This is a genomic window from Ruegeria sp. AH3 (assembly GCF_056536265.1).
Genome location: NZ_JBQFJL010000001.1, coordinates 1255340 through 1281158 on the forward strand (window position 1 = coordinate 1255340; position 25819 = coordinate 1281158).

Below are 25819 nucleotides of genomic sequence, written 5' to 3' on the forward strand. Positions count from 1 at the left end.
AAAAAGTTAGAACAAAATATGAACAGGCGGATTTTCAGTCAATCCTGTTTTAACCTTCGGATTTGCGCGCCAAGGCCCAGGCACAAATCGGAAAGGCCGGGTCATTATCCAGGCTATCTGTCTCGGGCTCATAGACCGGAGGCCAGTCGGGTTCTAGGTTTCGAAGTGCCGCCTGACGGTTTCCCCATTGTTCAGCCCGGATATCTGCGGGATCAAATCCACACTCGGTCAGCAGATTGCGCAGCCCGCGTTCGGACCAGCGCGAACAATCGTGAGGGGCTGCGTGGAATGGGACGAAGAACGGAACCGCCAGCCAGAAATAACCACTAGGCCGCAACATCTCTTGAACGTTCAGTGTAGCCTCAAAGGGGCGGTCTAGATGCTCCCAGACCTGATTGGCAAGAACTAGATCAAACGTCTGGACCTCTCCCTGCTCGTCCAGCAAAGGCCCTCGGCAGATATCATGGTCATTGCGCCAGACCTGCTCATAACTGCGAAACCCGAACTGATTACCCCACGACCCGGATATCTCTACCGCATCCAGCTTTGATGGCTTCAACTTACGTATCCACTCACGGCTGCGCCGCGCCATGATCACTCTGTTCAGACTAGTCACTGCAGCCCTCGGTTGATTTCGCGGCAATACAGCACGACGCTGCGTGATTGTCAGCGTTCATTTTAAAATTTCGGGGAAAAGTGGCGCGGTTGACGGGGCTCGAACCCGCGACCCCCGGCGTGACAGGCCGGTACTCTAACCAACTGAGCTACAACCGCGCATCTATTTTCGTGGCCTTTGACCTGGACCAAGGAGTGCAGCGATGGCGCGGTTGACGGGGCTCGAACCCGCGACCCCCGGCGTGACAGGCCGGTACTCTAACCAACTGAGCTACAACCGCCCGCTGCACGTTCATTGCTGAACGTTGGGGTGTATTATGGCCCCGGTCGGGCAGCGTCAAGCGGCGTTTTGAAGTTTTTTGCCCGATACTGATTTTTTCCAGAACGACCATCTCGAACGGGGCGAATAACCTTGCGCAAGACCTGATCTGACTATAAGAGCCTGCGTCACGGGTGATTAGCTCAGTGGTAGAGCGCTTCGTTCACATCGAAGATGTCAGGAGTTCAAATCTCTTATCACCCACCATCTTTCCCAATCCCGTTCTGAAAAGCTGGCGTCGCTCCCTTCTAACCGCCGACATATACACCCTTTCGCGGACGATAGAATATCTTCTGATCATGCAACCGCCCCAGTAGGTCGTGCATACGCCGCACAAAATCCTCACGCGCTGCACGGTCTTCGCTTGTCTCGTCCGCAGGTTCCAGCGACTTTGAGGTGATCGTCTGGCGCATGGCCTCTTCAATGAGATCAATATCGCTGACAGATAGCTCAAACAGGTCGTTATATTGGGGCATGAGGCATCCTCCTGACGTGGGCAGATCATCAGCGTGCAACAGGCGAACAGTGTTTTCCACCCTTTTCGACAAAGCCCAATGTCGGCACGGCAGAGATTTCCCCCTGTTTCCCGAAGCTTGTCAGAAATCCCGCGATCTGCCTAAGGTTGCCAGATACGCAGTCGGGAAAATGGCATGGCGAAACTCAAGCGTGAAATCGGTCTTGTCGGCCTGACCTTCATATCGGTCGGTGGCATCATCGGCTCTGGCTGGCTGTTCGGGCCCCTTCTCGCGGTTCAACACGCAGGGCCCGCTGCGATCCTTTCCTGGATCATTGGCGCTGTCGCAATGTTCATATTGGCAATCACCTTTGCCGAGATCTCGGCCATGCTGCCCATACCGGGTGGGATCGCGCGGGTTCCCCAGTTTTCGCATGGCAATATCGTATCCATAGCGATGGGGTGGACTGCCTGGATCGGCTATAACACCACCGCCCCGATCGAGGTCGAGGCAATGCTGAAATACCTCGCGCCATATGCCCCCTGGCTGCATTCGGCCGATACCGGAGACCTGACCGGAGCGGGTATTCTCGTGGCGCTGCTTTTCATGTTGCTGTTTGTGGCGGTGAACGCATTGGGTGTTCGATTTTTTGCCCAAGTGAACGCCGTGCTGACCTGGGCCAAGATCGCGATACCGATCTTTCTTTCTATCCTTCTGGTCCTCACCCGGTTTGATGCGCAGAATCTGACCACGCCGGACGGGTTTGCCCCCTACGGCCTCAAGGGGATCATGGCGGCCGTATCGACCGGAGGTGTGATCTTCTCCTTCATCGGTTTCCGGCACGTGGTCGACATGGCTGGCGAAGTACGCAATCCGAAATTCGCGATACCGGCTGCTCTGGTGCTTTCAATCATACTCTGCGCGCTGATCTATATCGGCTTGCAGATCGCATTTATCGGCGCTTTGGATCCGTCGATGATCAGCAATGGTTGGGCAAGCCTCGACTTTGGGGGGCAAGGTCCGCTTGACGCCATCATCATGTCCGTGGGCATCGTGTGGTTTCTGAGCTTATTGAATGTCGGCTCAGTAGTTGGTCCTTTTGGCAACGGACTTGTCGCGACTGGTTCGAACGCCCGGATCGCGCTTGCGTTGTCAAAGAACGGCTTCTTGCCAAAACGCCTTCAGATCCTGTCCAAATTCGGGGTGCCCCTATGGGCACTGGCGCTGAACTTCCTGATCGGCATGGTGTTTCTGCTCACTGTCCCATTCACGACCGTTATCGCCCTGAACGGAGCCGCAATCGTTCTTTCCTTTGCGGTCGGTCCGATCGCCGTTGTCTGCCTCAGAGAACTGTTGCCCGATCGCCCTCGCTCCATCCGGGTGCCTGCGGTCAAGCTTGTTGGTGCCACGGCCTTCGCGATCTCGACTCTCGTTGTCTACTGGAGCGGCTGGGACACTGTCTGGAGGCTGGGCATAGCTCTGGTCATCGGGATGGTGCTGTTGCTCGCCCGCTTTCACAACAAGCTGGATGAAATGGATGCCACCGAGGCACTCTGGCTGGTGCCTTATTTTGGCGGACTGGGATTGATTTCATACCTTGGGCAATTCGGCGATGGCGCTCTGAAGCAAATCCCGTTTGGCTGGGATATCCTGCTATGTGCGGTGTTTTCCGTGGTGGTCTTTGCCCTCGCAGTTCGATCTTCGCTGTCTGATGAGAAATTCCAGGCCTACATCGCGGAAGAAGAACTGCTGGGTCCGGCTGAACCGGTGATCGGGCTGTAAAAAAGGCGGGTTAAGACCCGCCTTTTAAGTTTGTTCAATGGGCTGTTGCAGAGGGGCCGGCACCCTCGGCCACCTTGGCCGCAGCTGCAGCGGCCTCCTCGGCAGCTTCGTCCCATTCAATCGGCTCGGGTTCGCGAACCAATGAATGCTCCAGAACTTCCGAGACGTGCTCGACCGGAATGATCTCCAGCCCCTCTTTCACGTTGTCGGGGATATCCGCCAAGTCCTTCTCATTCTCTTCGGGAATGAGCACGGTCTTGATCCCGCCACGCAGGGCCGCGAGCAGTTTCTCTTTCAACCCACCAATCGGCATCGCATTGCCGCGCAGCGAAACCTCGCCTGTCATGGCGATGTCCTTGCGCACCGGAATACCGGTCAGCACCGAAACGATCGACGTGACCATCGCCAGACCAGCGCTTGGACCATCCTTGGGCGTCGCCCCGTCAGGAACGTGGACGTGGATGTCCAGCTTGTCGAACTGAGGCGGCTTCACCCCGATCTTGGGAGAAATCGACCGAACGTAGGACGAGGCCGCATCGATGGATTCCTTCATCACATCGCCCAGCTTACCCGTGGTTTTCATCCGCCCCTTACCGGGCAGTTTCAGCGCCTCGATATGCAGCAGATCACCACCGACCGATGTCCAGGCCAGACCGGTGACGACACCAACCTGATCGTCCTGTTCAGCAAGACCATAGCGGAACTTGGGCACACCAAGGAAATCATCCAGATTATCAGGCGTCACCTTCACGGTTTCCGCCTCTTTCTTGATGATCTTGGTCAACGATTTCCGTGCAACTTTGGCGATCTCACGTTCAAGGTTCCGCACGCCCGCCTCACGGGTGTAGGTACGGATCATCTTTTGCAACGCCTCATCAGTCAGCTCAAATTCCTTGGCCTTGAGGCCATGGTTCTTGACCTGCTTGCCGATCAGGTGCTGCTTGGCGATCTCGCTCTTTTCCTCTTCGGTGTAACCGGCCAGCGGGATGATCTCCATCCGGTCCAGCAGAGGCCCGGGCATGTTATAGCTGTTCGACGTGGTCAGGAACATCACGTTGGACAGGTCATATTCGACCTCAAGATAGTGGTCCATGAACGTGCTGTTCTGTTCCGGATCCAACACCTCAAGCATTGCCGAAGCCGGATCGCCACGGAAGTCCTGCCCCATCTTGTCGATCTCGTCGAGCAGGATGAGAGGGTTCGTAGTCTTCGCCTTTTTCAGCGCCTGAATGATCTTACCAGGCATCGAACCGATATAGGTCCGGCGGTGACCGCGGATCTCGGATTCATCGCGCACACCACCCAGCGAGATGCGAATGAACTCGCGCCCCGTCGCTTTCGCAACGGACTTACCCAGCGAGGTTTTACCCACGCCCGGAGGTCCAACAAGGCACAGGATCGGGCCTTTCAGCTTTTTCGAGCGTTGCTGAACCGCCAGATACTCGACGATCCGCTCTTTGACCTTCTCAAGCCCATAATGATCGGCGTCCAGAATGTCCTGCGCGCGGCCCAGATCCTTTTTGACGCGGGATTTGGTGCCCCACGGCAGCGACAGGATCCAGTCCAGATAGTTGCGCACGACCGTGGCCTCGGCCGACATGGGCGACATATTCTTGAGCTTCTTCAGCTCACCATCCGCCTTCTCGCGCGCCTCTTTCGACAGCTTGGTCTCATTGATCTTGGCTTCCAGCTCGGCGACTTCATTCGAGCCGTCCTCGCCATCGCCAAGTTCCTTCTGAATGGCCTTCATCTGCTCATTCAGATAATACTCGCGCTGCGTCTTCTCCATCTGGGTTTTGACGCGGGTCTTGATCTTTTTCTCGACCTGCAGAACGGACATTTCGCCCTGCATCAGGCCATAGACCTTCTCAAGCCGCTCGCTGACCGAGAGCGTCTCCAGCAATTCCTGCTTTTGTTCAACTTCAATGCCGAGGTGACCCGATACGAGGTCGGCCAGTTTCGCAGGCTCGGTGGTTTCACCCACTGCGGCCAGCGCTTCTTCGGGAATATTCTTGCGCACTTTTGCATAGCGCTCGAACTCATCGGCGACGGTACGCAGCAGCGCCTCGGTCGTTGTGACATCACCGGGAATCTCGGTCAGATACTCGGCACGGGCTTCGAAGAAGTCTTCGTTCTCAAGGAATTCGGTGATCTGCACCCGCGCCTGCCCCTCGACCAGCACCTTAACGGTGCCATCAGGCAGCTTCAGCAGTTGCAGCACATTGGCCAGCACACCCGAACGGTAGATTCCGTCCATATCCGGATCATCATCGCTGGGGTCCATTTGGCTGGACAACAGAATTTGCTTGTCATCCTGCATCACCTCTTCCAGCGCGCGGACCGATTTGTCTCGGCCCACGAACAGCGGCACGATCATATGTGGGAACACCACGATGTCGCGCAGCGGCAGAACGGGGTATGAGGAATTCAGAGGCTCTTGCATGCTCTATCCTTATCATTGGCAAGACGGCACCAGTCCCTAATTCAGGCAACCTTTGGCCGTCTCCTGTCTTGGACGATTAAGGTGGGGCACCTGTTCCCCCATTTCAACCTCATCGCCACCTGTCGTGAAGTAGCATGACCCGATGATTTGGCGACTGCAAGGCGTCGTGCGCACATATCCACCGTTTTTGCGATCCCAGCCCATCATCGTGGACGTAATGAGCTCAATTCAGCGTCAAAATATCCTTTGTTTGGCACGTGACAGGAAGAAACCGTGACCGACCTCATTCCTGCACTCCAATCCCTTCTTGGACGAGTGACAGACAAATCCGCCAAACTGTCCGGTAGCCCCGTAATCTGCACGGTCAAACCCATCGCGAGACTGGTTGACTGGTTGGCACAGCATTCTCACCGCACCTTGGTTGGTCATAAAGAAATCATGCCCCCAATCCGAGTTGCAATCGGCAGGTTTGGGCAGCGCCGGTGCGCCTGACCGTTCAATGATAGTGCAGGACAGGTCCGACGTTCCGGGCTCCTGCCCCACTACACATTGGATGTTCTCAGATGGTGTTTCAAACGTCCAAACATCGGCGTGTGCGGCAGAGAGCAGACAAAAAGATGCAAAAATAGCAATAAAACGAGGCATTGAGTCCTCCTGAACAAAACAAGAAAATTTTCTGAAATAGAATGTCGTCATAATAACAGAAAATGCTCTGTTTGTCACTGTGATCAAAGTGGCTCGATATCACCTTGCTCGCGCTGTGCGTGGAATTGAGCCTGCCAGTCGGCAAACGTGCCGGATGCAATCGCGTCGCGCATGCCCTGCATGATTTCCTGAAAATAATGCAGGTTATGCCAGGTCAGCAGCATGCCCGAGATCATCTCATTCGAGCGAAACACGTGGTGCAGGTAGGCCCGAGAGTAGTTCGAGCACGCCGGACAGCTGCACTGCTCGTCCAGCGGACGCGGGTCGTCGGCATGACGGGCATTCTTTATGTTGACCACACCATAGCGTGTGAACACCTGCCCCGTGCGGCCAGAGCGGGACGGCAGGACGCAATCCATCATATCCACGCCACGCGCGACAGCACCGGCGATGTCATCCGGTTTGCCCACTCCCATCAGATAGCGCGGCCTGTCTTGCGGCAGAAACTCGGGCGCATAATCGAGGCAGTCAAACATCGCCTCCTGCCCCTCACCCACGGCAAGACCGCCGATGGCGTAACCTTCGAACCCGATCGCCTTGAGCGCCTCGGCACTTTCTTCACGCAGATCCTGCTCCAGCCCGCCCTGCATAATCCCGAACAGAGCGTGACCGGGGCGGTCCCCGAACGCCTCGCGCGACCGCTCGGCCCACCGCATCGACAGGCGCATGGATTCGGCGATCCGGTCGCGATCTGCCGGCAGCGCCGGGCATTCATCGAAACACATGACAATGTCCGAACCCAACAGGCGTTGGATTTCCATCGACCGTTCGGGGGTCAATTCATGCTTGGAGCCATCCACGTGAGACTTAAAGGTGACGCCCTTTTCAGTCAGCTTGCGCAGACCCGCCAGCGACATCACCTGAAACCCGCCCGAATCCGTAAGGATGGGACGGTCCCAGTTCATGAACTTGTGCAAACCGCCCAATCGATCGATCCGCTCGGCCGTGGGGCGCAACATCAGATGGTAAGTGTTGCCCAGCAGAATATCAGCACCCGTCGCGCGCACGCTTTCGGGCATCATCGCTTTGACCGTCGCGGCCGTACCGACAGGCATAAACGCGGGCGTTCGCACCCCGCCGCGTGGCGTGTTGATCACACCGGTACGAGCCTTACCGTCGGTGGCTTTCAGATCGAAAGAAAATCGCTGAGTCATGTCATCGCCTTGGGTCGCTGAACCGGGCAGGCTTTGCCCGATCTACAGGTGCAATGCAACCCGTCAGGGCAGCGAGGCCACGCGCTCGGTAAACAGGCGCACGACCCCTGCTCCATCCACATCGCGGCAGACCCTTACAGGTGGTCGTGAGGAATTCGGTCGCGTCGCGCCAATTTCAGGCCCATCAAGCGCCACGTGCAAACCCGTTTCAACAACCTCGAACATCGGTTCATGCGTGCAGGCGATAACAGCCGTCGAGTCATGCAGACCGCAGCCTTCAAGGCCCCCGACCTCTTTGTAAAACCTCAGATAGAACCGCGAGATATCACGCAGAAAGCCGCCCATATCCGGGGAACGTTCGGCCAGAGCTTCAAAATCGGCGGTTTCGTAGAGCGTCTTCAGAGTAACGTCCAAGCCCACAAGCACCGTAGGCGGTGGCGCCGCAAACACTTCATCGGCGGCTTTGGCGTCATGATATATATTCGCCTCGGCATGTTCGGTGATATTGCCCGGACAGAAAACAGCACCGCCCATAATGACCAATTTACCAAGGTTGCCCGCGAATTCAGGATCCAGGCGCATCGCATCCGCAATATTGGTCAACGGACCAACCGCGCAAACCACCAGCTCTTCTCGATGCGCGCGTGCCATTTCGACAAGAAATTCAGCCGCAGGCAACGGATGGTTCTGACCGATATCTTCAATTTCCGTCAGATCACCAAAGCCTTCGGGACCGTGCACATGCTCTGATGGCGAATGCGCGGTTTCACCAAGCGCATAAGGCGCCCCTTCTGCCACCGGAATGCTCAGCCTCAGTTTGTCCACAAGAAACCGCGCATTGCGACTGGACTGATTCACATGCGTATTGCCGAACACGGTTGTCAGGCCGATCAGGTCAATTTCGGAAGCCGCGGCGGCATAAGCGATCGCCATTGCGTCGTCGATACCGGGGTCTGTGTCGATAATCAGTTTCATCCCTGCCGGATATCGCAAACACACGCGGGATGCAAAGCGGCCACAGCATGGAAATTCCGCCCGGTATTAACGCTTTCAAAGACTTGCATTCCTGCCCTCACAATCCATACCAGAGTTGAAATCGGGCGACTCAATCCCCAAATGTATACTATAGTACACAAATAATGAGGACAGTATGACAGAAGACCAGATTATCGGACTGCTTACATCGAACATTATCTACCTGCTGGCGGCGGCGCTAATTGCTATTGTCATCTTCAAAGGCATCAAGATCGTGCCACAATCAGAGAAATACGTGGTCGAACGGTTCGGTCGCCTACATTCTGTGCTTGGGCCCGGGATCAATTTTATCGTTCCATTTCTTGATGTTGCCCGCCACAAGATATCCATCCTTGAGCGTCAGTTGCCGAATGCAACGCAGGACGCGATCACTAAGGACAACGTTCTGGTGCAGATCGATACCTCGGTATTTTACCGTATTCTGGAACCTGAAAAGACGGTCTATCGCATCCGCGATGTAGACGGCGCAATTGCCACAACCGTGGCTGGTATCGTGCGTGCGGAAATCGGTAAGATGGATCTGGATGAGGTGCAGTCGAACCGCGCACAACTGATTGAACGCATTCAGGAAAGCGTCGAAACCGCTGTCGATGACTGGGGTATCGAAGTGACCCGTGCCGAGATTCTGGATGTGAACCTCGATCAGGCCACCCGCGACGCGATGCTGCAACAGTTGAACGCCGAGCGTGCCCGCCGTGCGCAGGTCACCGAGGCTGAAGGTCAAAAGCGCGCCGTTGAGCTGCAGGCCGATGCCGAGCTTTACGCAGCGGAACAGACGGCAAAGGCTCGCCGTATCTCGGCTGAGGCCGAAGCTTATGCGACGCAGGTCGTGGCCAAAGCCATTCAGGACAACGGGTTGGAAGCAGCGCAGTATCAGGTCGCCCTTAAGCAGGTGGAAGCGCTCAATGCCCTGGGCAATGGCACCGGTTCTCAGACCATCGTTGTGCCCGCAAACGCCCTTGAAGCCTTTGGCAATGCCTTTAACATGCTGAAAGGAGGCAAATGATGGCCGATCCCTTTTGGCTGACATGGTGGATCTGGCTGGCCGGAGCGCTTGCTCTGGCCATCCTCGAAGTCGCCCTGCCTGGCTTCATCTTCCTGGGCTTTGCCATCGGCGCAGCCATTACCGGAGTGATTTTGATGATCCCGGGCCTTGCGCCCTCCCTGCCGGTTCTTCTGCTGATCTTCGCGGCTCTGTCGCTGATCGCATGGTTGGTGCTGCGCCGCATGTTTGCCCTGCCTCACGGTCAGGTCAAAACCTTCAAGCACGATATCAATGACTGAACCGTCGTGGCGCCTGAACAGGCGCTGCGGCACCTCTGGACGCTGCCCGACACTTTCCCTATATAATTTCTCAGGTAACAAACCCGAGGCTTAAATGACCCATCCCAGCGAACAGTTCGAAGGCACCCCGCTGATTGCGCCTTCGACCATCGACCACCCTCTTTATGAACCCGTGGTCGAAGCCTGCCGGACAGTGTTTGACCCCGAGATTCCGGTCAATATCTATGACCTCGGATTGATCTACACGATCGATATCACCAGCGAGAACGCCGTTAAGGTCATTATGACCCTGACCGCCCCCGGATGCCCGGTCGCAGGCGAAATGCCCGGCTGGATCGTGGAGGCCATCGAGCCCGTTGCAGGCGTCAAGGAAGTAGACGTTGAACTGACATGGGAGCCGCCCTGGGGCATGGAGATGATGTCGGACGAAGCCCGACTTGAGCTTGGGTTCATGTAACCCGCGCATCTATCCACAGATTTTTTCCGTTTGTCATAAAACGGTTATGAGCCTGTTACCAATCCGTGTGGTTTTCGACATGAAAGCCCGGCACTTTTGCCGCGTTGCCACAGACGATCCCTACTGTGTCAGTGCTCCGGGTAAAAGACTGATTGCCGCCCCCATATGACCTGTCCCGGATCACGGACCGCCCTTGCCCGAGGGCGGTCTTTTTTTCAGGCTATTCAATACCGCAGGTCGATCTAATCTCTGCCGCCCGTGCGTCCAGCTGCTTTATGTAATCCCCCGACAACATCTTGAGATGCTTGTTCTCGGTCCCCGTGACCAGCCCCAACAAGGCACCGGCGGGCAAGATCGAAACGACACTTTCGACTTGTTGATCCTCGGCGTGCTTCTTCTCGGCCGCAATTGCGCGCAAATCACCCGGAGCGGTGGCACAATTCACCGGGTGCCGTTTGCTGTCATCTGCAGCCATCGCCGGACAAGCCAAAGCCAGCCCAATCACGGTCGCAAATGCCCTTTTACCAACCAAGCGTTGAACTGCCATCGGTCCTTACCTTTCTGAAAACTTGCCCGCATAGAGCAGGCTAAAGCCTTGCGACCCCTCATGACAACCCGCTGCGGTCAGAGGAATTGAACACTCGGTCTCTTGAGCCCGGCGCTCGTCGGCCTTAGATTAGATGTAACGCGCGAAAACGGAGTCCACCATGTTTGGCATTCCCGGCAAACAAGCCGTGACCATGACAGAAAAAGCAGCTGCCCAAATTGTTCAGCTGATGCAATCCGGCGGTCATGTCGGTCTGCGCATCGGTGTGAAGAAAGGCGGCTGTGCCGGTATGGAATATACCATGGATTATGTCGATGAAGCCGACCCCAATGACGAAGTGGTCGAGCAAGACGGCGCACGCGTGATGATTGCCCCCATGGCCCAGATGTTCCTGTTCGGAACCGAGATCGATTATGAGGTCTCGCTGCTTGAATCCGGCTTCAAGTTTCGCAACCCGAATGTGGTCGATGCCTGTGGCTGCGGAGAATCGATCAAATTCGACGAAACACTGGCAGCGCAGCGTTAAGACGCAGCTTGAAGGTGCACGTAGGTCTCATTGAAACGGCGTGTCAGATGCTCACCCGCCCGGATCACCTGCCCTGAGCCCGGCGGGGCGACGTTGGTATCGTAAGACGGATTAAAGAACAGCGGGACCGAGATCCGCTCCTCCGCACCGCCTATCACCCTATGAAGGGTCGCTTTAACCTCGCCACCGGTCCAGAATTCCAGCATCTCACCGAAATTGATGATGAATGCGCCCGGAGCGGCCTCAACGGCCTGCCACCTACCATCCGGCATGCGCACCTCAAGACCCGGCGCACCGTCGGTAGCCAGTAGTGTCAGGCAGCCATAGTCGGTGTGTGCGGCAATCCCGAAATCCTTTTTCCCTGCCCAATCGGGCCGTTGCGGATAGAAGTTCCCACGCAGCAGAGCCATGGGTGTATCGAATGAGGCATCGAAACTCTGCGCGTCACGGCCAAGTGCCACAGCAATCGCACGTAAAACGCGCATCGCAACTGCACTGGCTTCGGTGTAGTAGGCTTGGATTACCGTTCGAAACTCTGCCACATCGGGCCAGAGATTGGGTGCGTAAACGCTCAGCCCGCGATCGGCATAGGGATCGCCGGACGACAATTCATATCCGCAGTCGAATACTTCCTTGTAGTCCGGGTTTGCGTCCGGATCGACCTGCTCGGACTGAGAGGCACCCCAGCCACGATTAGAGCCGGTCACGGCCATATCGACGGCTTGTTTAATCTCATCGGGTTGATGAAAGAACGAGCGATAGGCCGCAATAACCTGACGGACGCGATCATCCTCAAGCCCCGTGTTGGACACGGTCAGAAAGCCGACGCGCCCAACGGCGTCTTTCAGCTTTGCCAGCTCTGGCGGATCGCGTAGATCCAGCTTGGCAAGGTCAAGGTTTTCGATCATGTCACCCTCAGCATTTTCACGCGCAATCTGTCGTTACTGCGCCCGGACTGCAACCGGAATTGTAAGCACTGCGCGAGGGTGATATCCGAAACACATAACGGATAATGCGGAGGGATCGCGATGCGGCGCAAACTGGCGGCAGGCAACTGGAAAATGAACGGCACAAGCACCGCGTTGGGCGAGCTTGAGAAGCTGGCGACTGCGCACCCCTCTTCGCCGATCGACATCCTGATCTGCCCACCCGCGACGTTGCTGCACCGCGCTTCGGGTACGGTCAGCGGGACTGAGATCGCGGTGGGCGGTCAGGATTGCCATGCCGCCGCCTCGGGTGCGTATACAGGTGATCTGAGCGCCGACATGTTGCTTGATGCAGGCGCCTCGGCGGTGATCCTTGGGCATTCAGAGCGGCGTGAGGACCACGGGGAACAGAACGAAGATGTCCGCGCCAAGGCGCGCGCGGCGATGGATGCCGGTTTGAAAGCGATCATATGCGTTGGCGAAAGCCTCGAACAACGCGAAGCTGCGAACACGTTGGACATTATTGGCGGGCAGATGTCAGGCTCAATCCCGGATCAGTCGACGGGTGAGAATCTGATCGTGGCTTATGAGCCGATCTGGGCCATCGGTACCGGCAAAGTTCCGACACTGGAAGAGATCGGTGAGGTTCATGACTTCATCCGCGCCCGCCTGGAACGCCGCTTTGGCGAGGGCGTTGGCCGCTCAGTACGCCTGCTTTACGGCGGGTCGGTCAAACCTAGCAACGCTGCCGAGATATTTGGTGTTTCCAATGTCGACGGAGCATTGGTTGGCGGTGCCAGCCTGAAGGCCGACGATTTCTCGGGCATTATTCGCGCGCTCGAAGCCGCGTGAGCACGATCAGTCTATTCGGCTATATCTTCGGCCCATAGCTCGGGCTTTTCTTCGATAAAGCGTTTCATGAGCGCAATACAGTCGGGGTCATTTGCGATGATGACCTCGACCCCGCGTGAGCGCAGGAAATCTTCATTGCCGCCGAAATTCTGATTCTCGCCAACAACGACGCGTGGGATTCCGAACTGAATGATCGTGCCCGAACACATCATGCACGGCGACAACGAGGTGTAGAGCACGGTATCACGGTAGGTCCTCTGCCGCCCCGCCTTACGCAGCGCATCCATTTCGCCATGGGCGATCGGATCGCCACCTTGGACGCGCTGATTGCGTCCCTGCGAGACGACCTCGCCGCCCCGTGCCAGCACCGAACCGATGGGACAACCACCCTCGTCAAACCCCGCTTTCGCTTCGTCATAGGCAAGGCGAAGCAGGCGTGCATCGGTATCGGTCAACATGGGCAGTATCCTATTGAATCGCCACACCAAGCTGCCCGACCCCGTTTCAGGCGTCAACGCTTAGGCCAGCTTCATCACCACTAGGCCGGTGACAATCAGGACGGCCGCAAGGATACGCATCGGGGTCAGAGCCTCACCGAGAAACAGAATGCCAACGGTGAACGCGCCGACAGCGCCAATCCCGGTCCAGATGGTATAGGCGGTGCCCAAGGGCAGGTCCCGCATCGCCAGCGCAAGCAGGCCAAAGGACCCGACCATCGAGACACTCATGATCGCCGTTGGCCACAGCCGTGTAAAACCGGCGGTTTGCTTCATTGCGACAGCCCAGACAATCTCAAGCAGGCCAGCGAACAACAGTAGTATCCAGGGCATAAGAACACCTCACTTCGAATTCGGGTCGTCCCGAATGGTCATCCATGGTGGTGAGGTCGTCCTCAAACACTTAGATATGCGTTCGAGCACTGGCTTCAAGGCATAAAAAAACCGGGCAGCAGAACCGCCCGGTTTAGACTGGTTGCCCAATCCTAGTTGGTTATAATCTCCGGCCCCATGAAGGTGTTGGGCAGGAAGGTAGATATCCACGGGATATACGTCACCATGATCAGGAAGACGAAGAGCACGGCCAGGAACGGCAGCGCCGCTTTCACCACGCTCATCATCGGCATTCCCGCCACGCCCGAGGTCACGAACAGGTTCAGACCGACCGGAGGCGTGATCATCCCAATTTCCATGTTCACCACCATGATAATACCCAGATGGATCGGATCGATACCCAACTCGATTGCAATCGGAAACACCAGCGGCGCGACGATGACCAGCAGGCCCGAGGGCTCCATGAACTGACCACCGATCAGCAGGATCACGTTGACCACGATCAGGAAGGTTACCGGCCCCAGACCCGCCGACAGCATGGCGCTGGCAATGTGCTGCGGCACCTGCTCGTCCGTCAGAACGTGCTTGAGGATCAGCGCGTTGGCGATCACGAATAGCAGCGTGACAGTCAGTTTGCCCGCCTCGAAAAGCGTATGCTTGGTATCGGGATGGAAGAAGGCCGTCACCAGTGCGTAAGGTTTCTTGAGCAGCGGTACATTGGGTTGACCCTCTTCGGTGCTGAGCGGCCCCATGTCCTTGTAGACAAAGCTTGCGATCAGGAAGGCATAGACAGCAGCAACCGCGGCAGCCTCCGTCGGCGTAAAGATACCGCCGTAGATACCGCCCAGAATGATCACGATCAGGAATAGCCCCCAACCGGCTTCGCGCGCCGAGACAAAAATCTCACCCCAGCCCTTCCAGTCTCCCTTTGGAAGGTTCTTGACCTTCGCCATCACATAAATCGTGATCATCAGCATCAGACCGGCCATCAGGCCCGGTATCACGCCCGCCAAGAACATCCGACCGACCGAGACCTCAACGGCGGCCGCATAAACAACCATCACGATAGAGGGCGGGATCAGGATGCCCAGCGTACCCGCGTTACAGATCACACCGGCTGCGAATTCCTTGGAATAGCCCACCTGCCGCATACCGGCGATGACGATCGAACCGATGGCCACAACCGTCGCAGGGGACGATCCTGACAGTGCGGCGAACAGCATACAGGCGAAGACGCCTGCAATCGCCAGACCGCCCGGCAGATGCCCGACACAAGCAATCGAAAACCGGATGATCCGGCGCGCCACGCCACCGGTCGTCATGAAGGACGACGCGAGGATGAAGAACGGAATCGCCAGAAGGGTAAAGTGCCCCTCAAACGCTTCGAACAGAGTGCCCGCGACCGAGGCCAGAGAGCTGTCGGAATAGATCAACAGGAACAGGGTCGAACTGAGGCCCAGAGCCACTGCAATCGGAACACCGATCAGCAGAAGGCCAACGACCATCGAGAAAAGAAGAACGACGTCCATCAGTTATGCTCCCCTTGCTGAGCGCGGACTTCTTCGATCTCGTCCTCTACTTCGTGGCTGGCAACAAGGCGGTCGGTCTCGCCGCGCCAGATTTGAACTGCAACCTGAGAAAAGCGGATGACCAGCAGCAGCATGGAAACCGGCAACACCAGATAAGGGATCACCTTAGGGATCTTCTCGTACCCCTCGCCATAGTTGATCAGATCTTCCAGAAACCGCAGCGGGGCAACCATGGGAATGTCATCCACTTCGTAAAAACTCTGGCTGCGCGCTCCGGTGTCGAACCCGGTCGGGAACCAACGGCCCGAGGTCGGCGGAAGGTCTGCAAAGACCGCCCAATAGTCGTACGACCCCTTCAGCAGCAGCAACGAGAACACCAGACAACAGGCCACCGCGATCAACGCAAGTATGCGACGCGGCGCCGGCGCCAGCATGTTCAGGATCGCGTCCACACCCAGATGCGCGTGTTTCTTCACGGCATAAGATGCGCCTAAAAGCACCAGCCAGCCGAAGGTGAATACCGTCAGCTCAAGCGCCCATAGAATGTTGGAATTGAACACAAACCGCGCAATTACGTTGGCGAAGGTGACGACCGTCATCACGCCCAACAAAAGCGCGATCATCGTCTCTTCGATATGGTCGACCAGCCCGCCTTGGCCGGGTTTCGCACCAGACATCTCTCTGTCCCCGCATTTTTTGTGATGAGAGTAAAAGGTTGGCGGGCCTCACAACGGCCCGCCCGGCCTGCGCGTCGATAACTCCCCAGTCCCCCGACGCGCGGCCTCAACCGGGATCAGAACCCGGCGTTGATCGCCTGGGCTGCGTCGATCTTGTCCTGACCGACGTCGTCCGCGAATTTGTCCCAAACGGGTTTCATCGCATCGACCCATGCCTGACGCTGATCGGGATTCAGGTCGCGGATGATACCGCCTGCATCGGTGATCGAGGCTTTGGCCGCTTCGTTCACGGCGAAGGCTTCCTTGTTCCGGGTCTCGGTCACCTCAGACAAAATGGTTAGGAACTGATCGCGGACCTCTGGCTCCAGGCTGTCGAGCCAGTCAACCGAGGTCACCACCAGGTAATCGATAATGCCATGGTTGGTTTCGGTGATGCCGTCTTGCACCTCGAAGAACTTCTTGCCGTAGATGTTCGACCAAGTGTTCTCCTGCCCGTCCACAACGCCCTGCTGCAGCGCGCCATAGACTTCCGAGAATGCCATCTTCTGCGGGCTACCGCCGATAGCCTCCATCTGCGCGACCAGCACATCCGAGCTCTGAACGCGGAACTTCAGGCCATCCGCGTCCGAAGGATCGACCAGAGGTTTGTTAGCAGACATCTGCTTCATGCCATTATGCCAAAACGCCAGACCCTGCAGGCCACGGCGCTGCATGCTGTCCTTCATCGCCTGACCGGCATCCGAGGCCTGGAACGCGTCGACAGCGTCGATGTTCTTGAACATGAACGGCAAGTCGAACAGGCGGAACTGTTTGGTGAATTTTTCGAACTTCGACAGTGAAGGCGCGGCCAATTGCACATCGCCCTGCAGCATCGCCTCCAGCACTTTGTCATCGTTGTAGAGGGTCGAGTTGGGGAACACCTCCATGCACATGACCCCATTCATCTCATCATTCACGCGCTGTTCCAGCAGTGATGCGGCGATGCCCTTGGGGTGTTTGTCAGAGTTGGTCACATGAGCAAACTTGACCACGATCTCACCATCGTCGCAGGCGGCCATGCCTGCAGTGGCAGTCACAGTAAGCGCAAGTGCAGTAGCGGCTGTTGCCAGGAATTTCATCAGTTTTGTCCTCCCAGACTTCCTTGAGATTTCCGTCAGGCGCCTGACCAGCGCCATATGCGACGCAGTGAAGCGAATCGCCGCAACGCTCTCAAGAATTTGTTTTTGCGAATATGGATTCGATGTTTCTGCATTCATATCATGTGCTTAACTAGCTGCTTTGCTAATATCTCGACGAGGCGACCCCAACACTGTGCGGAATCTCGCACAGCGAAATTCAGCGCTGTGCGGATTTCCGCACAATCGCGAATCATTCCAGCCGAATCGCGTTGTCTCACCTGACGCGCAACCGCAGCCCGCACCAGCGGGCTGCCCGGCCCAACGGCTTTGACAGCATGATAATGCTGTCAAAACAGGCGGGAGCTCTTGTTACCTGCGATAATCCTCGGGGCGAATCTGGTAACGCGCAAGTTTGTCGTAGAAGGTTTTGCGCGGCAGCTTCAACGCCTTCGCCGCATCAGCAGCCTTGCCATTGTGGCGACCCAGCGCTGCGATCAGCAGCGACCGCTCAACCCGGGCAAGCTGCTCGCTCAAGCCTAGATCACCGGCCTCGGCAACTTCTTCGGGCATCCCCAGCACAAACCGCATTGCAGCCGACATCAACGACCGGGCGTTCCCCGGCCAATCCTGGGCCATGAGCGAGGCAAGATGTTCGGGCGTCACCTCAGGCTCTGCAATGCCAGCTTGCTCGGCTGCCTGTGCAACGTAATGGCGGAAAATAACCGGGATATCCTCGGGACGCTCAGACAAAGACGGTATGCGCACACGCATTACGTCGAGACGATAGAACAGATCTGCATTGAACCGTCCCAGTGTAACGAGTTCAGACAAGTCCATCGTCGTTCCCGCGATGATACGTGCCTCTGATTCCTGCTCGATCAACTCCAGAGTCGCGTATTGCGTGGCATCGGACATGGCCGAAACCTCATCCAGAAACAGCGACCCTCCCGAGGCGTCGTCGCATCCCTTCCTCAGTTCCTCGACGGTCAGCCCCGACGCAGATCGTTTGACGAACGGACCCTGCCCGCCCGGAGACATCAGATGCACAACCTCAGCCACCTTGGAAATACCGCTGCCCACCGGACCAGTGACAAGCACCTCGGCCCGCGTCGGCGCCACTGCGCGCACACGTTCACGCAAGGCTTCGGCTTGCTCGGACAGTCCAAACAGTATCCGCGCAGCGGGATCACCGCGTTCCAGCTCGCTCTTTTGTTCGCGCAACTGAAGGACCTCGGCCCGCGCACTAAAAGCGCGCCCCAGAACAGACAGCAGATCGGCAGCAGCACAGGGTTTTTCCAGAAAATCAAACGCACCCTGCCCCATCGCTTGTACAGCCATTGGAATGTCCCCTTCGCCCGTCAACAGAACAACCGGCAATTCCGGGTCAACCTCACGCGCATAATTCAACAGATGAAACCCATCCCGCCCCGGCATCCGGATGTCCGAAACGATCACCCCTTCAAAATCGCGCCGGATATGATCCTTGGCGGCCACGAAGGAACCGGCAGCAACAGGTTCGTACTCGGCCAGTTCCAGCGTCTGGGCCAACGCCTCACGCACAGCCGAGTCATCATCCACCAAAAGAACCTTACGGATCATGCGATCTTGTCCTCATCATAGGGTTCTAGTTCGACAGTGAACTCGGCCCCGTCTTCGGTGTTCGCGCCTCGGATGTCCCCTCCGAAACTCTGCACCAAGCCATATGAGATGGACAGCCCCAGCCCCATCCCTTCCGAGCTGCCTACCGTCTTCGTGGTATAGAACGGCTCAAACACCCGGTCCGGATCCTTGATGCCGGGACCGGTATCACGCACCGATACGCGAATACGCTCCTCTTCGGTCAGGCGAATCGAAATCCGACGCGAGGCCTGATCTGCCATGGCATCCGCCGCGTTGTTGATCAGGTTGACGAAAACCTGACCCAACCGCACTTCGCCACCCCAAGCATAAACCTCGACCTCGGGCGGCGACCAATCCAGCGTCACATCTTCATCGCGCAACCGGGCCTCGGTCAGTTCGACGGCGGTGTTTAGAACCTGAACCAGATCGACTTTCCCCATCGGCTCGCTTTCGTTGCGGGCAAATGCGCGCAAGTTCTTGATGATCCGCGCCATGCGCGCCGCCATGTCGGAAATACGACCCAGATTTTCGCCCGCTCTTTCACCCTTGCCCCGTTCCAAAAAGGCCGAACCGTTATCCGCGAACTGACGGATCGCCATCAGTGGCTGGTTCAGCTCATGACTGATCCCGGCTGACATCTTGCCAAGCGCGCTCAGTTTACCGGCCTGCACCAGATCTGCCTGCGCCTGTTTCAGCGCCGCCTCAGCCTCTTGCCGCTCCGCTACCTCGCGCCGCAACGCTGAGTTCGCCGCCGTCAGGGCCCGGGTACGCTGCGCAACACGGCTCTCCAATACCGTGTTGGCCAGAGCCAACGTACGACGACGTTCCGAGGCCAGAAACAACAGCGCGCCAAAGGCAAAACAGATCGCGGCGACGGCTGCGGCCTGCAATCCTGCCAAACGCCGCGCCGGGGCGACATCGACTAAAACCTCGGCTGTCATATCGATCACGGGTAACGCAAGTGTCAGATGCAGGGCGCGGCGCGGGAAGTAGCGCCCCCATCCCAACCGCCAGAGTTCATGCCCGCCCACCAGTGTTGAGGCGAAATCAACCGATTGACCATCCGGTGGCGTCAGGCCCGGCTGCCCATCCGCACGCTGCCAGAACAGCAGATCCGACCTGTTGGAGATGAATACAACTCCATTGGCGTCGACGAAAAACACAGCCTCGGTGCTACCACGCCAGGTCTGCTCAACATCCTGCACATCGGCCACGACCATCAGCGCGCCCACAACCCGGCCCGCAGGACCAAAGGCCGGAGCAACGTAAGAATAGATCCGATCCCCACTGCCCGGCATGACCCCGTGCGCGCTGCCAAGGGCACCCTGCATGGCGCGTTCAAACGCCGGATGTTCAGCCATGTCTGTTTGCGCAACGGGCTGCGCTGACGCCAGAACCCGGCCATCCGGTGCCAGATAGATCACGTTAACCGCAGCTGTCTTATCCGCCACATCCAACAGGACCGATTGCGCGGTTCGAACCTGCGTCGGAGTCCCAAGCGCCCGCAATGCCGGATGATCCGCCATCAATGCAGCAACCTCCTGATACACCTGCATCTGAGTGCTCAATCGGTCTGCTGCCAGCTCAAGATCAGCCTCGGCCTGCTGACTCAGTTGAGTCAGCGCCTGACGGTAACCATAGGTCCAGACTGTTGCCGACAACAAAGCAACCGCACACAGAAACCCGGCAATGATCCAAACCCGTTGCATGTCATAGGGTCTTGCATTCGCAGCGACCCGTGGCAAGTGTGCAGCGCATGAAGACACTGTCCCAATCCCCCACCGACCCTGGTTTTGTACAAAACCCTTATCCATTCTATGACACCGCACGCGCGTTCGGCGATCTGTTCTATTGGGAAGATTATGGGATGGTTGCTGCTGCTTCTAATAAATCCGTACAGGCTCTGCTGAAAGATCGTCGCTTTGGGCGCGAAATCCCGGCAGAACTTGTCAAGCCTGGTCCGGATCACCTCGCGCCCTGGCTCGCAATCGAAGCGCATTCGATGCTGGAGCTCGAACCACCTCGTCACACACGGCTGCGCGCGCTTGTGTTAAGGGCTTTCACGACGCGTGCCATAGCAGATCTTGCACCCGCCCTCGAAACGCTCTGCCATGCGCTAGTTGATCAGTTTCCGGACGAGCCTTTCGACCTTCTGCAAGCCTATTGCACTCAGGTGCCGGTGATCACCATTTGCCGTCTATTGGGGGTGCCCGAGAACATGGCACCGCAGCTTCTGGACTGGTCACACGCTATGGTCGCGATGTATCAGGCCAGCCGCACGCGCCAGACCGAAGACGCCGCCGCACGCGCCTCAACCGAGTTTACACGTTTCCTCGAAGGCTACATCGAAACACGCCGCAAGGATCCGCGCGATGACCTGATCACGCGCCTGATTGCTGCCGAAGAAGATGGCACCAAGCTTTCGCGTGAGGAGCTGATCACAACCTGTATCCTCTTGCTCAATGCCGGTCACGAGGCGACTGTTCACGCCCTAGGAAATGGCGTTAAAACAATCCTGGAAACCGGCACTCAGGAGCAGATTGCTTCCCCAGACGTCATAGACAACATGGTCGAAGAGATACTGCGCTTCGATCCGCCCCTGCATAAGTTCACCCGCTATGCTTACGAAGATGTCGAAGTCTTCGGGCACAAATTTGCACGCGGAGAGCAGGTCGCCCTGCTTCTGGGTGCCGCCAACCGGGATCCATCGGTCTGGAACGCCCCCAACAGCTTCGATCCAACCCGCCGGATCAGCGCCAATACCAGCTTCGGAGGAGGCTTGCATTTCTGCGTCGGAGCCCCGCTCGCCCGCCTTGAAATGAGGATCGCTTTACCGATTTTGTTCAGCAGATGCCCCAATCTGATGCTACTGAACAAACCGGAATACTCGAACAGCTACCATTTCCATGGCTTGACCGAGCTGAAGGTTAGCATCTGAAGCCATCAGGTCGCGCATGCCGCGCGATACCTCCGGCGGAGGTATTTTGCACCAAATGAAGAACGGATCCCTTCTTCATCTGGCTATAAATATCTCGGGGGAGTCGCCACACGGCGACGCGGGCAGCGCCCCCCATTTGTCGATCAGTATCAAACAGAGCTCGTCACATTCAGCGGCAACATCGTGGTGGACTTAATTTCTTCCATCGACAACAGAGCGGTCACGTTGTGCACCCGCACCTCTGATATCAGGGCTTGGTAGAAGGCATCATAAGCACGCGCATTTTTGACGCGAACTTTCAGGATGTAATCGATATCCCCCGCCAACCGGTGGGCCTCTTGTACCTCCGGGCGGTCACGCAGAGCTTGCAGAAACTTCTTTTGCCAATCGGCTTCATGCTCGGACGTGCGGATCAACACAAAGAAAGTTGCCTCAAAACCAAGTGCTTCGGCGTCGAGCAGCACAGTCTGCTGACCGATCACTCCGGCCCCTTTCAGCTTGCGAATGCGATTCCAGACCGGGGTCTTGGAACTGCCGACCCGTGCCGCGATTTCGTCAAGTGATTGGCTGGCGTCTCGTTGTAGTTCAGCCAGAATTTTCCGATCTGTGTCGTCTATGCGCACCGACATTCCATTATTTCCCTAGATTCAGAACAGAAGCTCCACCAACTCCACCAAGCAAAACGAACGTTCTTATTTGTCGAGAGATATGGTGCTTATGCGGGAATATTTCCTATATTGTCACTCAAGTCAAACAACCTGAACAGCAATGCGCTGACGCCTGTAAACAACGAGGACCTTGCCTGATGCCCCGCGCTTTTACACCCAAAGTGGTTACAGCCAACGATCTGTTGGAAGGCGATGTGATTTATCTGACCGAAGATGATCGCTGGTCCCGCGAACTCTCCGAGGCCGAATTGATCACAGATGAAGCTCATGCCCAGCTGCGTTTGCTGGATGCAGAGCGTCAGGTCAACAAGATTGTTGGTGCCTATCTGGCGGATGCCGTGGCCGGAGACAACGGCCCCGAGCCCACACATTTCCGGGAAGATTTCCGTCGGACTGGTCCGTCCAACTATGCCCACGGCAAACAGGAAACTTCCCCGCAGCCCCGAGCCTGATCACAGGCTCTCTCTCCCCTCTTCAAGGCCCTGGGTTCGGGGCTGCAACTAAGGACAGCTAATCATGTATCGCTACTCCGAGTTCGACACAGCATTTTTGGCAGAACGTAATGCGCAATTCCGCGCACAGGTCGAGCGCCGCATTGACGGCTCATTGACCGAAGACGAATTCAAGCCCCTGCGCCTGATGAATGGCCTGTATCTGCAACTGCACGCTTACATGCTGCGCGTTGCAATTCCTTACGGCACACTGAGCAGCGCACAGATGCGCCAACTAGCTCTGCTGGCTGAGAAGTGGGACAAGGGCTACGGCCACTTCACCACCCGTCAGAACATCCAGTACAACTGGCCCAAGCTGAACGATGTGCCGGATATGCTGGACGCGCTGGCCGAGGTTGGCATGCACGCCATTCAAACCTCGGGCAACACCATCCGCAACGTGACCGCCGACCATTTCGCCGGTGCCGCCGCGGATGAGGTCGCCGACCCCCGCCCTTATGCCGAGCTGTTGCGCCAGTGGTCCACCGACCACCCAGAATTCCAGTTCATGCCACGCAAGTTCAAGATCGCCATCACCGGTTCGGAAAATGACCGCGCAGTGATCAAGGCACATGACATCGGCCTGCAACTGGTTGAGCGTGACGGCGTTCTGGGCGCTCGTGTCATCGTGGGTGGTGGCCTGGGTCGCACGCCGATGATCGGCAAAGAACTGTCCGAGTTCGTCGCCTTCGACGATTTGCTAGCCTATCTGGAGGCCACCGTTTCCGTATGGAACCAGATCGGTCGCCGCGACAATAAGTACAAGGCGCGTATCAAGATCACCGTGCACGAGAACGGCATCGACACCATCCGCGCCAAGGTCAACGAACGATTCCTGCAGGTTCGCCCGCAGTTCAAAGGCGCGGATATGAACCTGCTGGAAGAGATCAAGGGCCACTTCGCGCCCCCGACCTTCCGCGAGGGGTCGGTTGCATCCTTTAAGTCCGCCTATACCAACGATCCGGTCTTCCGCTCTTGGGTCGACACCAATATCGCGCCGCACAAGAATGCGGATCATGCGATTGTCACGATCTCGATCAAGAAGCACGGCCAGACGCCGGGCGATGCGACCGCTGAGCAGATGCGCGTGATGGCTGATCTGGCGGAAGAATTCGCCTATGACGAGCTGCGCATCAGCCACGAGCAGAACGTTATCCTGCCGCATGTCCACAAGTCGGACTTGCCCGCAATCCACGCGAAGCTGAAAGAATACGAGCTGGCGACGGCCAATATTGGTCTTATCAGCGACATCATCGCCTGCCCCGGTATGGATTATTGTGCACTGGCGACAGCACGCTCGATCCCCGTTGCACAGGAAATCGCAACTCGGTTCGATGACCTGAAGCTTGAGCATGATATCGGTCACCTGAAGATCAAGATCTCAGGCTGCATCAACGCCTGTGGGCACCACCACGTGGGCCATATCGGTATCCTTGGCCTTGATCGCGCAGGCGTCGAGAACTACCAGATCACGCTGGGTGGCGACGGTACCGAAACGGCTGCCATCGGCGACCGCACCGGTCCGGGCTTTGCCTATGATGAGATCGTTCCGGCAGTCGAGCGGATCGTGAACACCTATCTGGAACAGCGCGAAAGCGCCGAAGAGGAATTCCTGCAAACCTACCGTCGCGTCGGCATGGCTCCGTTCAAGGCTGCCCTTTACCCCGAGGCTCAGGCGAATGCCGCTTGACCTGATCCAGACGGAACTAGGCAAAGACCGCAGCGTACTGACAGAAAAAGTCGAAGCGCTGAACGCCCGGTTCCGGCACCACTCTGCTCACGACGTGATGCACGGTGCCATCGAAGAGATCGACGAGCTCGCCCTCGTGTCCAGTTTCGGGGCGGAGTCGGTGGTGTTGCTGCACATGGCGGCGGTGGTCGACAAGATGACCCCGGTGCTGTTCATCGACACTCAGATGCTGTTCACCGAAACGCTGGAATACCAGCAAGAGGTTAGCGCGCGCCTGGGGTTGCGCAATGTCAGGATCATCCACGCGGATGAGGAAGACGTGCAACGTGACGATCCTTACGGTGCTCTGCACCTGCGTGACACCGATGCGTGCTGCAATCTGCGCAAGACCTTCCCGCTGCAACAGGCGCTGACGGGGTATTGCGGCTGGATCAGCGGGCGCAAGCGGTTTCAGGCAGGCACCCGAGCTGCGCTTGAGTTCTTTGAGGTCGAGGACGGAACGGGTCGGATCAAGGTCAATCCGCTGGCCCATTGGGCACCCGAAGACGTGCGCACCTATATGGACGAAAACAACCTGCCCCGGCATCCGCTGGTGGCCAAAGGTTACCCCTCGATCGGCTGTGCGCCCTGCACCTCGCCGGTCAAAGAAGGCGAAGACCCGCGCGCCGGACGTTGGCGCAACCAGAACAAAGAAGAGTGCGGCATCCATTTTGTCGATGGCAAGATAGTCCGCACCGGAGAGAAAACATGAATGTAATCGTAACGGACGAGGGCTTCGCCCCCGATGACTGGACTGACGGCTATGTCACGCTGGACGATGCAGCAAATGACGTGGTCGCGCTGGATGTTGCCTCGGACACTGACCCGGATGAACTGGTCGAACGTCTGGGCAGCGCCAAAATGGTGCGCGTAGATTTTCCGTCTTCGGCGGATGGAAGAGGTTTCACGATCGCTCGCGTTCTGCGCCTGAAAGGCTATACCGGCCGCCTGCGCGCCAAAGGGCACGTACTGGCCGATCAATACGCCATGGCACGGCGCAGCGGCTTTGATGAGGTCGAGATCGATCACAATCTAGCCAACCGCCAGCCCGAAGATCAATGGCTTGCGCGCGCCAATTGGCAGGACAACAACTATCAGGCTCGACTGCGCGGCTGAAAC

27 protein-coding genes and 3 tRNA genes are annotated in these 25819 nt (G+C 57.4%); 12 read left to right on the forward strand and 18 right to left on the reverse strand.

Translation table 11 applies throughout. The features are described 5' to 3' along the window. Positions 1-49: 49 nt before the first annotated feature. From ACR3EM_RS06230 to ACR3EM_RS06240, 3 genes are all read right to left on the reverse strand, one after another. Positions 50-616, reverse strand: coding sequence for a methyltransferase domain-containing protein (locus ACR3EM_RS06230; RefSeq protein ID WP_480469935.1), 567 nt, complete (start codon positions 614-616; stop codon positions 50-52). 81 nt (positions 617-697) lie between these two features. Then, positions 698-774 (reverse strand) — tRNA-Asp (locus tag ACR3EM_RS06235). Positions 775-819: 45 nt separating this feature from the next. After that, a tRNA-Asp gene (locus ACR3EM_RS06240) sits at positions 820-896 on the reverse strand. A 170-nt stretch (positions 897-1066) separates the two neighbouring features. On the opposite strand from ACR3EM_RS06240, the gene ACR3EM_RS06245 reads away from it, so the two are divergent. Continuing rightward, positions 1067-1141 (forward strand) — tRNA-Val (locus ACR3EM_RS06245). A gap of 41 nt (positions 1142-1182) precedes the next feature. Here the strand turns inward: ACR3EM_RS06245 and ACR3EM_RS06250 are convergent. Then, positions 1183-1410, reverse strand: a complete 228-nt coding sequence (locus tag ACR3EM_RS06250) for a hypothetical protein (RefSeq protein WP_480469936.1) — start codon at positions 1408-1410, stop codon at positions 1183-1185. A gap of 174 nt (positions 1411-1584) precedes the next feature. Between ACR3EM_RS06250 and ACR3EM_RS06255 the strand changes: the two genes are divergently transcribed. Next, positions 1585-3171, forward strand: a complete 1587-nt coding sequence (locus tag ACR3EM_RS06255) for an APC family permease (RefSeq protein WP_480469937.1) — start codon at positions 1585-1587, stop codon at positions 3169-3171. 34 nt (positions 3172-3205) lie between these two features. Here the strand turns inward: ACR3EM_RS06255 and lon are convergent, their stop codons facing one another. The 4 genes from lon to ACR3EM_RS06275 all read right to left on the reverse strand — a co-directional run bounded on the left by lon (position 3206) and on the right by ACR3EM_RS06275 (position 8448). Continuing rightward, on the reverse strand, positions 3206-5614 hold the full coding sequence (lon, locus tag ACR3EM_RS06260) for an endopeptidase La (RefSeq protein WP_480469938.1): 2409 nt from the start codon (positions 5612-5614) through the stop codon (positions 3206-3208). A gap of 234 nt (positions 5615-5848) precedes the next feature. Next, on the reverse strand, positions 5849-6310 hold the full coding sequence (locus ACR3EM_RS06265; protein WP_480469939.1) for a DUF6636 domain-containing protein: 462 nt from the start codon (positions 6308-6310) through the stop codon (positions 5849-5851). A gap of 32 nt (positions 6311-6342) precedes the next feature. Further along, a complete protein-coding gene (tgt, locus tag ACR3EM_RS06270; protein WP_480469940.1) occupies positions 6343-7473 on the reverse strand; it encodes a tRNA guanosine(34) transglycosylase Tgt in 1131 nt (376 codons plus the stop codon). Positions 7474-7536: 63 nt separating this feature from the next. Continuing rightward, positions 7537-8448, reverse strand: coding sequence for a nucleoside hydrolase (locus ACR3EM_RS06275; RefSeq protein WP_480469941.1), 912 nt, complete (start codon positions 8446-8448; stop codon positions 7537-7539). Between the two features lie 175 nt (positions 8449-8623). Between ACR3EM_RS06275 and ACR3EM_RS06280 the strand changes: the two genes are divergently transcribed. From ACR3EM_RS06280 to ACR3EM_RS06290, 3 genes are all read left to right on the forward strand, one after another. Continuing rightward, positions 8624-9514, forward strand: coding sequence for an SPFH domain-containing protein (locus tag ACR3EM_RS06280; protein WP_480469942.1), 891 nt, complete (start codon positions 8624-8626; stop codon positions 9512-9514). Further along, positions 9514-9792 (forward strand): NfeD family protein, encoded by a 279-nt coding sequence (locus ACR3EM_RS06285; protein ID WP_480469943.1) that lies wholly within the window; start codon positions 9514-9516, stop codon positions 9790-9792. Before ACR3EM_RS06280 ends, ACR3EM_RS06285 begins: the two co-directional genes overlap by 1 nt. 94 nt (positions 9793-9886) lie before the next feature. Beyond that, positions 9887-10249, forward strand: coding sequence for an SUF system Fe-S cluster assembly protein (locus ACR3EM_RS06290; RefSeq protein WP_480469944.1), 363 nt, complete (start codon positions 9887-9889; stop codon positions 10247-10249). Between the two features lie 220 nt (positions 10250-10469). Here ACR3EM_RS06290 and ACR3EM_RS06295 read toward each other — a convergent pair whose 3' ends face one another. After that, entirely contained in the window at positions 10470-10796 is a 327-nt protein-coding gene (locus tag ACR3EM_RS06295; protein WP_480469945.1) for a hypothetical protein, read from the reverse strand. Positions 10797-10956: 160 nt separating this feature from the next. On the opposite strand from ACR3EM_RS06295, the gene ACR3EM_RS06300 reads away from it, so the two are divergent. Further along, positions 10957-11322 (forward strand): HesB/IscA family protein, encoded by a 366-nt coding sequence (locus ACR3EM_RS06300; protein ID WP_480469946.1) that lies wholly within the window; start codon positions 10957-10959, stop codon positions 11320-11322. On the opposite strand, the gene ACR3EM_RS06305 is transcribed toward ACR3EM_RS06300, so the two are convergent. Further along, positions 11319-12230 (reverse strand): isopenicillin N synthase family dioxygenase, encoded by a 912-nt coding sequence (locus tag ACR3EM_RS06305; protein ID WP_480469947.1) that lies wholly within the window; start codon positions 12228-12230, stop codon positions 11319-11321. The two genes, ACR3EM_RS06300 and ACR3EM_RS06305, sit on opposite strands and share 4 nt — an antisense overlap. Positions 12231-12350: 120 nt before the next feature. Between ACR3EM_RS06305 and tpiA the strand changes: the two genes are divergently transcribed. Next, the gene (tpiA, locus tag ACR3EM_RS06310; protein ID WP_480469948.1) at positions 12351-13100 is read left to right on the forward strand and encodes a triose-phosphate isomerase; all 750 of its coding nucleotides are present in this window, start codon (positions 12351-12353) and stop codon (positions 13098-13100) included. An 11-nt stretch (positions 13101-13111) separates the two neighbouring features. On the opposite strand, the gene ACR3EM_RS06315 is transcribed toward tpiA, so the two are convergent. The 7 genes from ACR3EM_RS06315 to ACR3EM_RS06345 all read right to left on the reverse strand — a co-directional run bounded on the left by ACR3EM_RS06315 (position 13112) and on the right by ACR3EM_RS06345 (position 20583). Continuing rightward, positions 13112-13558 carry a nucleoside deaminase gene (locus ACR3EM_RS06315; protein ID WP_480469949.1) on the reverse strand — a complete coding sequence of 149 codons (447 nt, stop codon included), beginning with the start codon at positions 13556-13558 and terminating at the stop codon, positions 13112-13114. 60 nt (positions 13559-13618) lie between these two features. Then, a complete protein-coding gene (locus tag ACR3EM_RS06320; protein ID WP_480469950.1) occupies positions 13619-13930 on the reverse strand; it encodes a DMT family transporter in 312 nt (103 codons plus the stop codon). Between the two features lie 152 nt (positions 13931-14082). Further along, positions 14083-15459 carry a TRAP transporter large permease gene (locus tag ACR3EM_RS06325; RefSeq protein WP_480469951.1) on the reverse strand — a complete coding sequence of 459 codons (1377 nt, stop codon included), beginning with the start codon at positions 15457-15459 and terminating at the stop codon, positions 14083-14085. Beyond that, on the reverse strand, positions 15459-16136 hold the full coding sequence (locus ACR3EM_RS06330; RefSeq protein ID WP_480469952.1) for a TRAP transporter small permease: 678 nt from the start codon (positions 16134-16136) through the stop codon (positions 15459-15461). The genes ACR3EM_RS06325 and ACR3EM_RS06330 overlap by 1 nt, the downstream gene beginning before the upstream one ends. Positions 16137-16252: 116 nt before the next feature. Further along, positions 16253-17254 carry a DctP family TRAP transporter solute-binding subunit gene (locus ACR3EM_RS06335; protein ID WP_480469953.1) on the reverse strand — a complete coding sequence of 334 codons (1002 nt, stop codon included), beginning with the start codon at positions 17252-17254 and terminating at the stop codon, positions 16253-16255. Between the two features lie 369 nt (positions 17255-17623). Next, complete coding sequence (locus ACR3EM_RS06340) at positions 17624-18853, reverse strand: sigma-54-dependent transcriptional regulator (protein ID WP_480469954.1); 1230 nt, start codon at positions 18851-18853, stop codon at positions 17624-17626. Further along, positions 18850-20583 (reverse strand): sensor histidine kinase, encoded by a 1734-nt coding sequence (locus ACR3EM_RS06345; protein WP_480469955.1) that lies wholly within the window; start codon positions 20581-20583, stop codon positions 18850-18852. The genes ACR3EM_RS06340 and ACR3EM_RS06345 overlap by 4 nt, the downstream gene beginning before the upstream one ends. A gap of 47 nt (positions 20584-20630) precedes the next feature. On the opposite strand from ACR3EM_RS06345, the gene ACR3EM_RS06350 reads away from it, so the two are divergent. Further along, positions 20631-21812: a cytochrome P450 gene (locus ACR3EM_RS06350; RefSeq protein WP_480469956.1), complete on the forward strand. Its 1182-nt coding sequence runs from the start codon at positions 20631-20633 to the stop codon at positions 21810-21812. A 149-nt stretch (positions 21813-21961) separates the two neighbouring features. Here ACR3EM_RS06350 and ACR3EM_RS06355 read toward each other — a convergent pair whose 3' ends face one another. Next, entirely contained in the window at positions 21962-22441 is a 480-nt protein-coding gene (locus ACR3EM_RS06355) for an Lrp/AsnC family transcriptional regulator (RefSeq protein WP_480469957.1), read from the reverse strand. Between the two features lie 176 nt (positions 22442-22617). On the opposite strand from ACR3EM_RS06355, the gene ACR3EM_RS06360 reads away from it, so the two are divergent. The 4 genes from ACR3EM_RS06360 to ACR3EM_RS06375 all read left to right on the forward strand — a co-directional run bounded on the left by ACR3EM_RS06360 (position 22618) and on the right by ACR3EM_RS06375 (position 25816). Next, positions 22618-22932 carry a DUF2849 domain-containing protein gene (locus ACR3EM_RS06360; protein WP_480469958.1) on the forward strand — a complete coding sequence of 105 codons (315 nt, stop codon included), beginning with the start codon at positions 22618-22620 and terminating at the stop codon, positions 22930-22932. 64 nt (positions 22933-22996) lie between these two features. Beyond that, positions 22997-24661, forward strand: a complete 1665-nt coding sequence (locus tag ACR3EM_RS06365) for a nitrite/sulfite reductase (protein WP_480469959.1) — start codon at positions 22997-22999, stop codon at positions 24659-24661. Then, on the forward strand, positions 24651-25412 hold the full coding sequence (locus tag ACR3EM_RS06370) for a phosphoadenylyl-sulfate reductase (RefSeq protein WP_480469960.1): 762 nt from the start codon (positions 24651-24653) through the stop codon (positions 25410-25412). Before ACR3EM_RS06365 ends, ACR3EM_RS06370 begins: the two co-directional genes overlap by 11 nt. Continuing rightward, entirely contained in the window at positions 25409-25816 is a 408-nt protein-coding gene (locus ACR3EM_RS06375) for a DUF934 domain-containing protein (protein WP_480469961.1), read from the forward strand. Before ACR3EM_RS06370 ends, ACR3EM_RS06375 begins: the two co-directional genes overlap by 4 nt. The last annotated feature ends 3 nt before the right edge of the window (positions 25817-25819 follow it).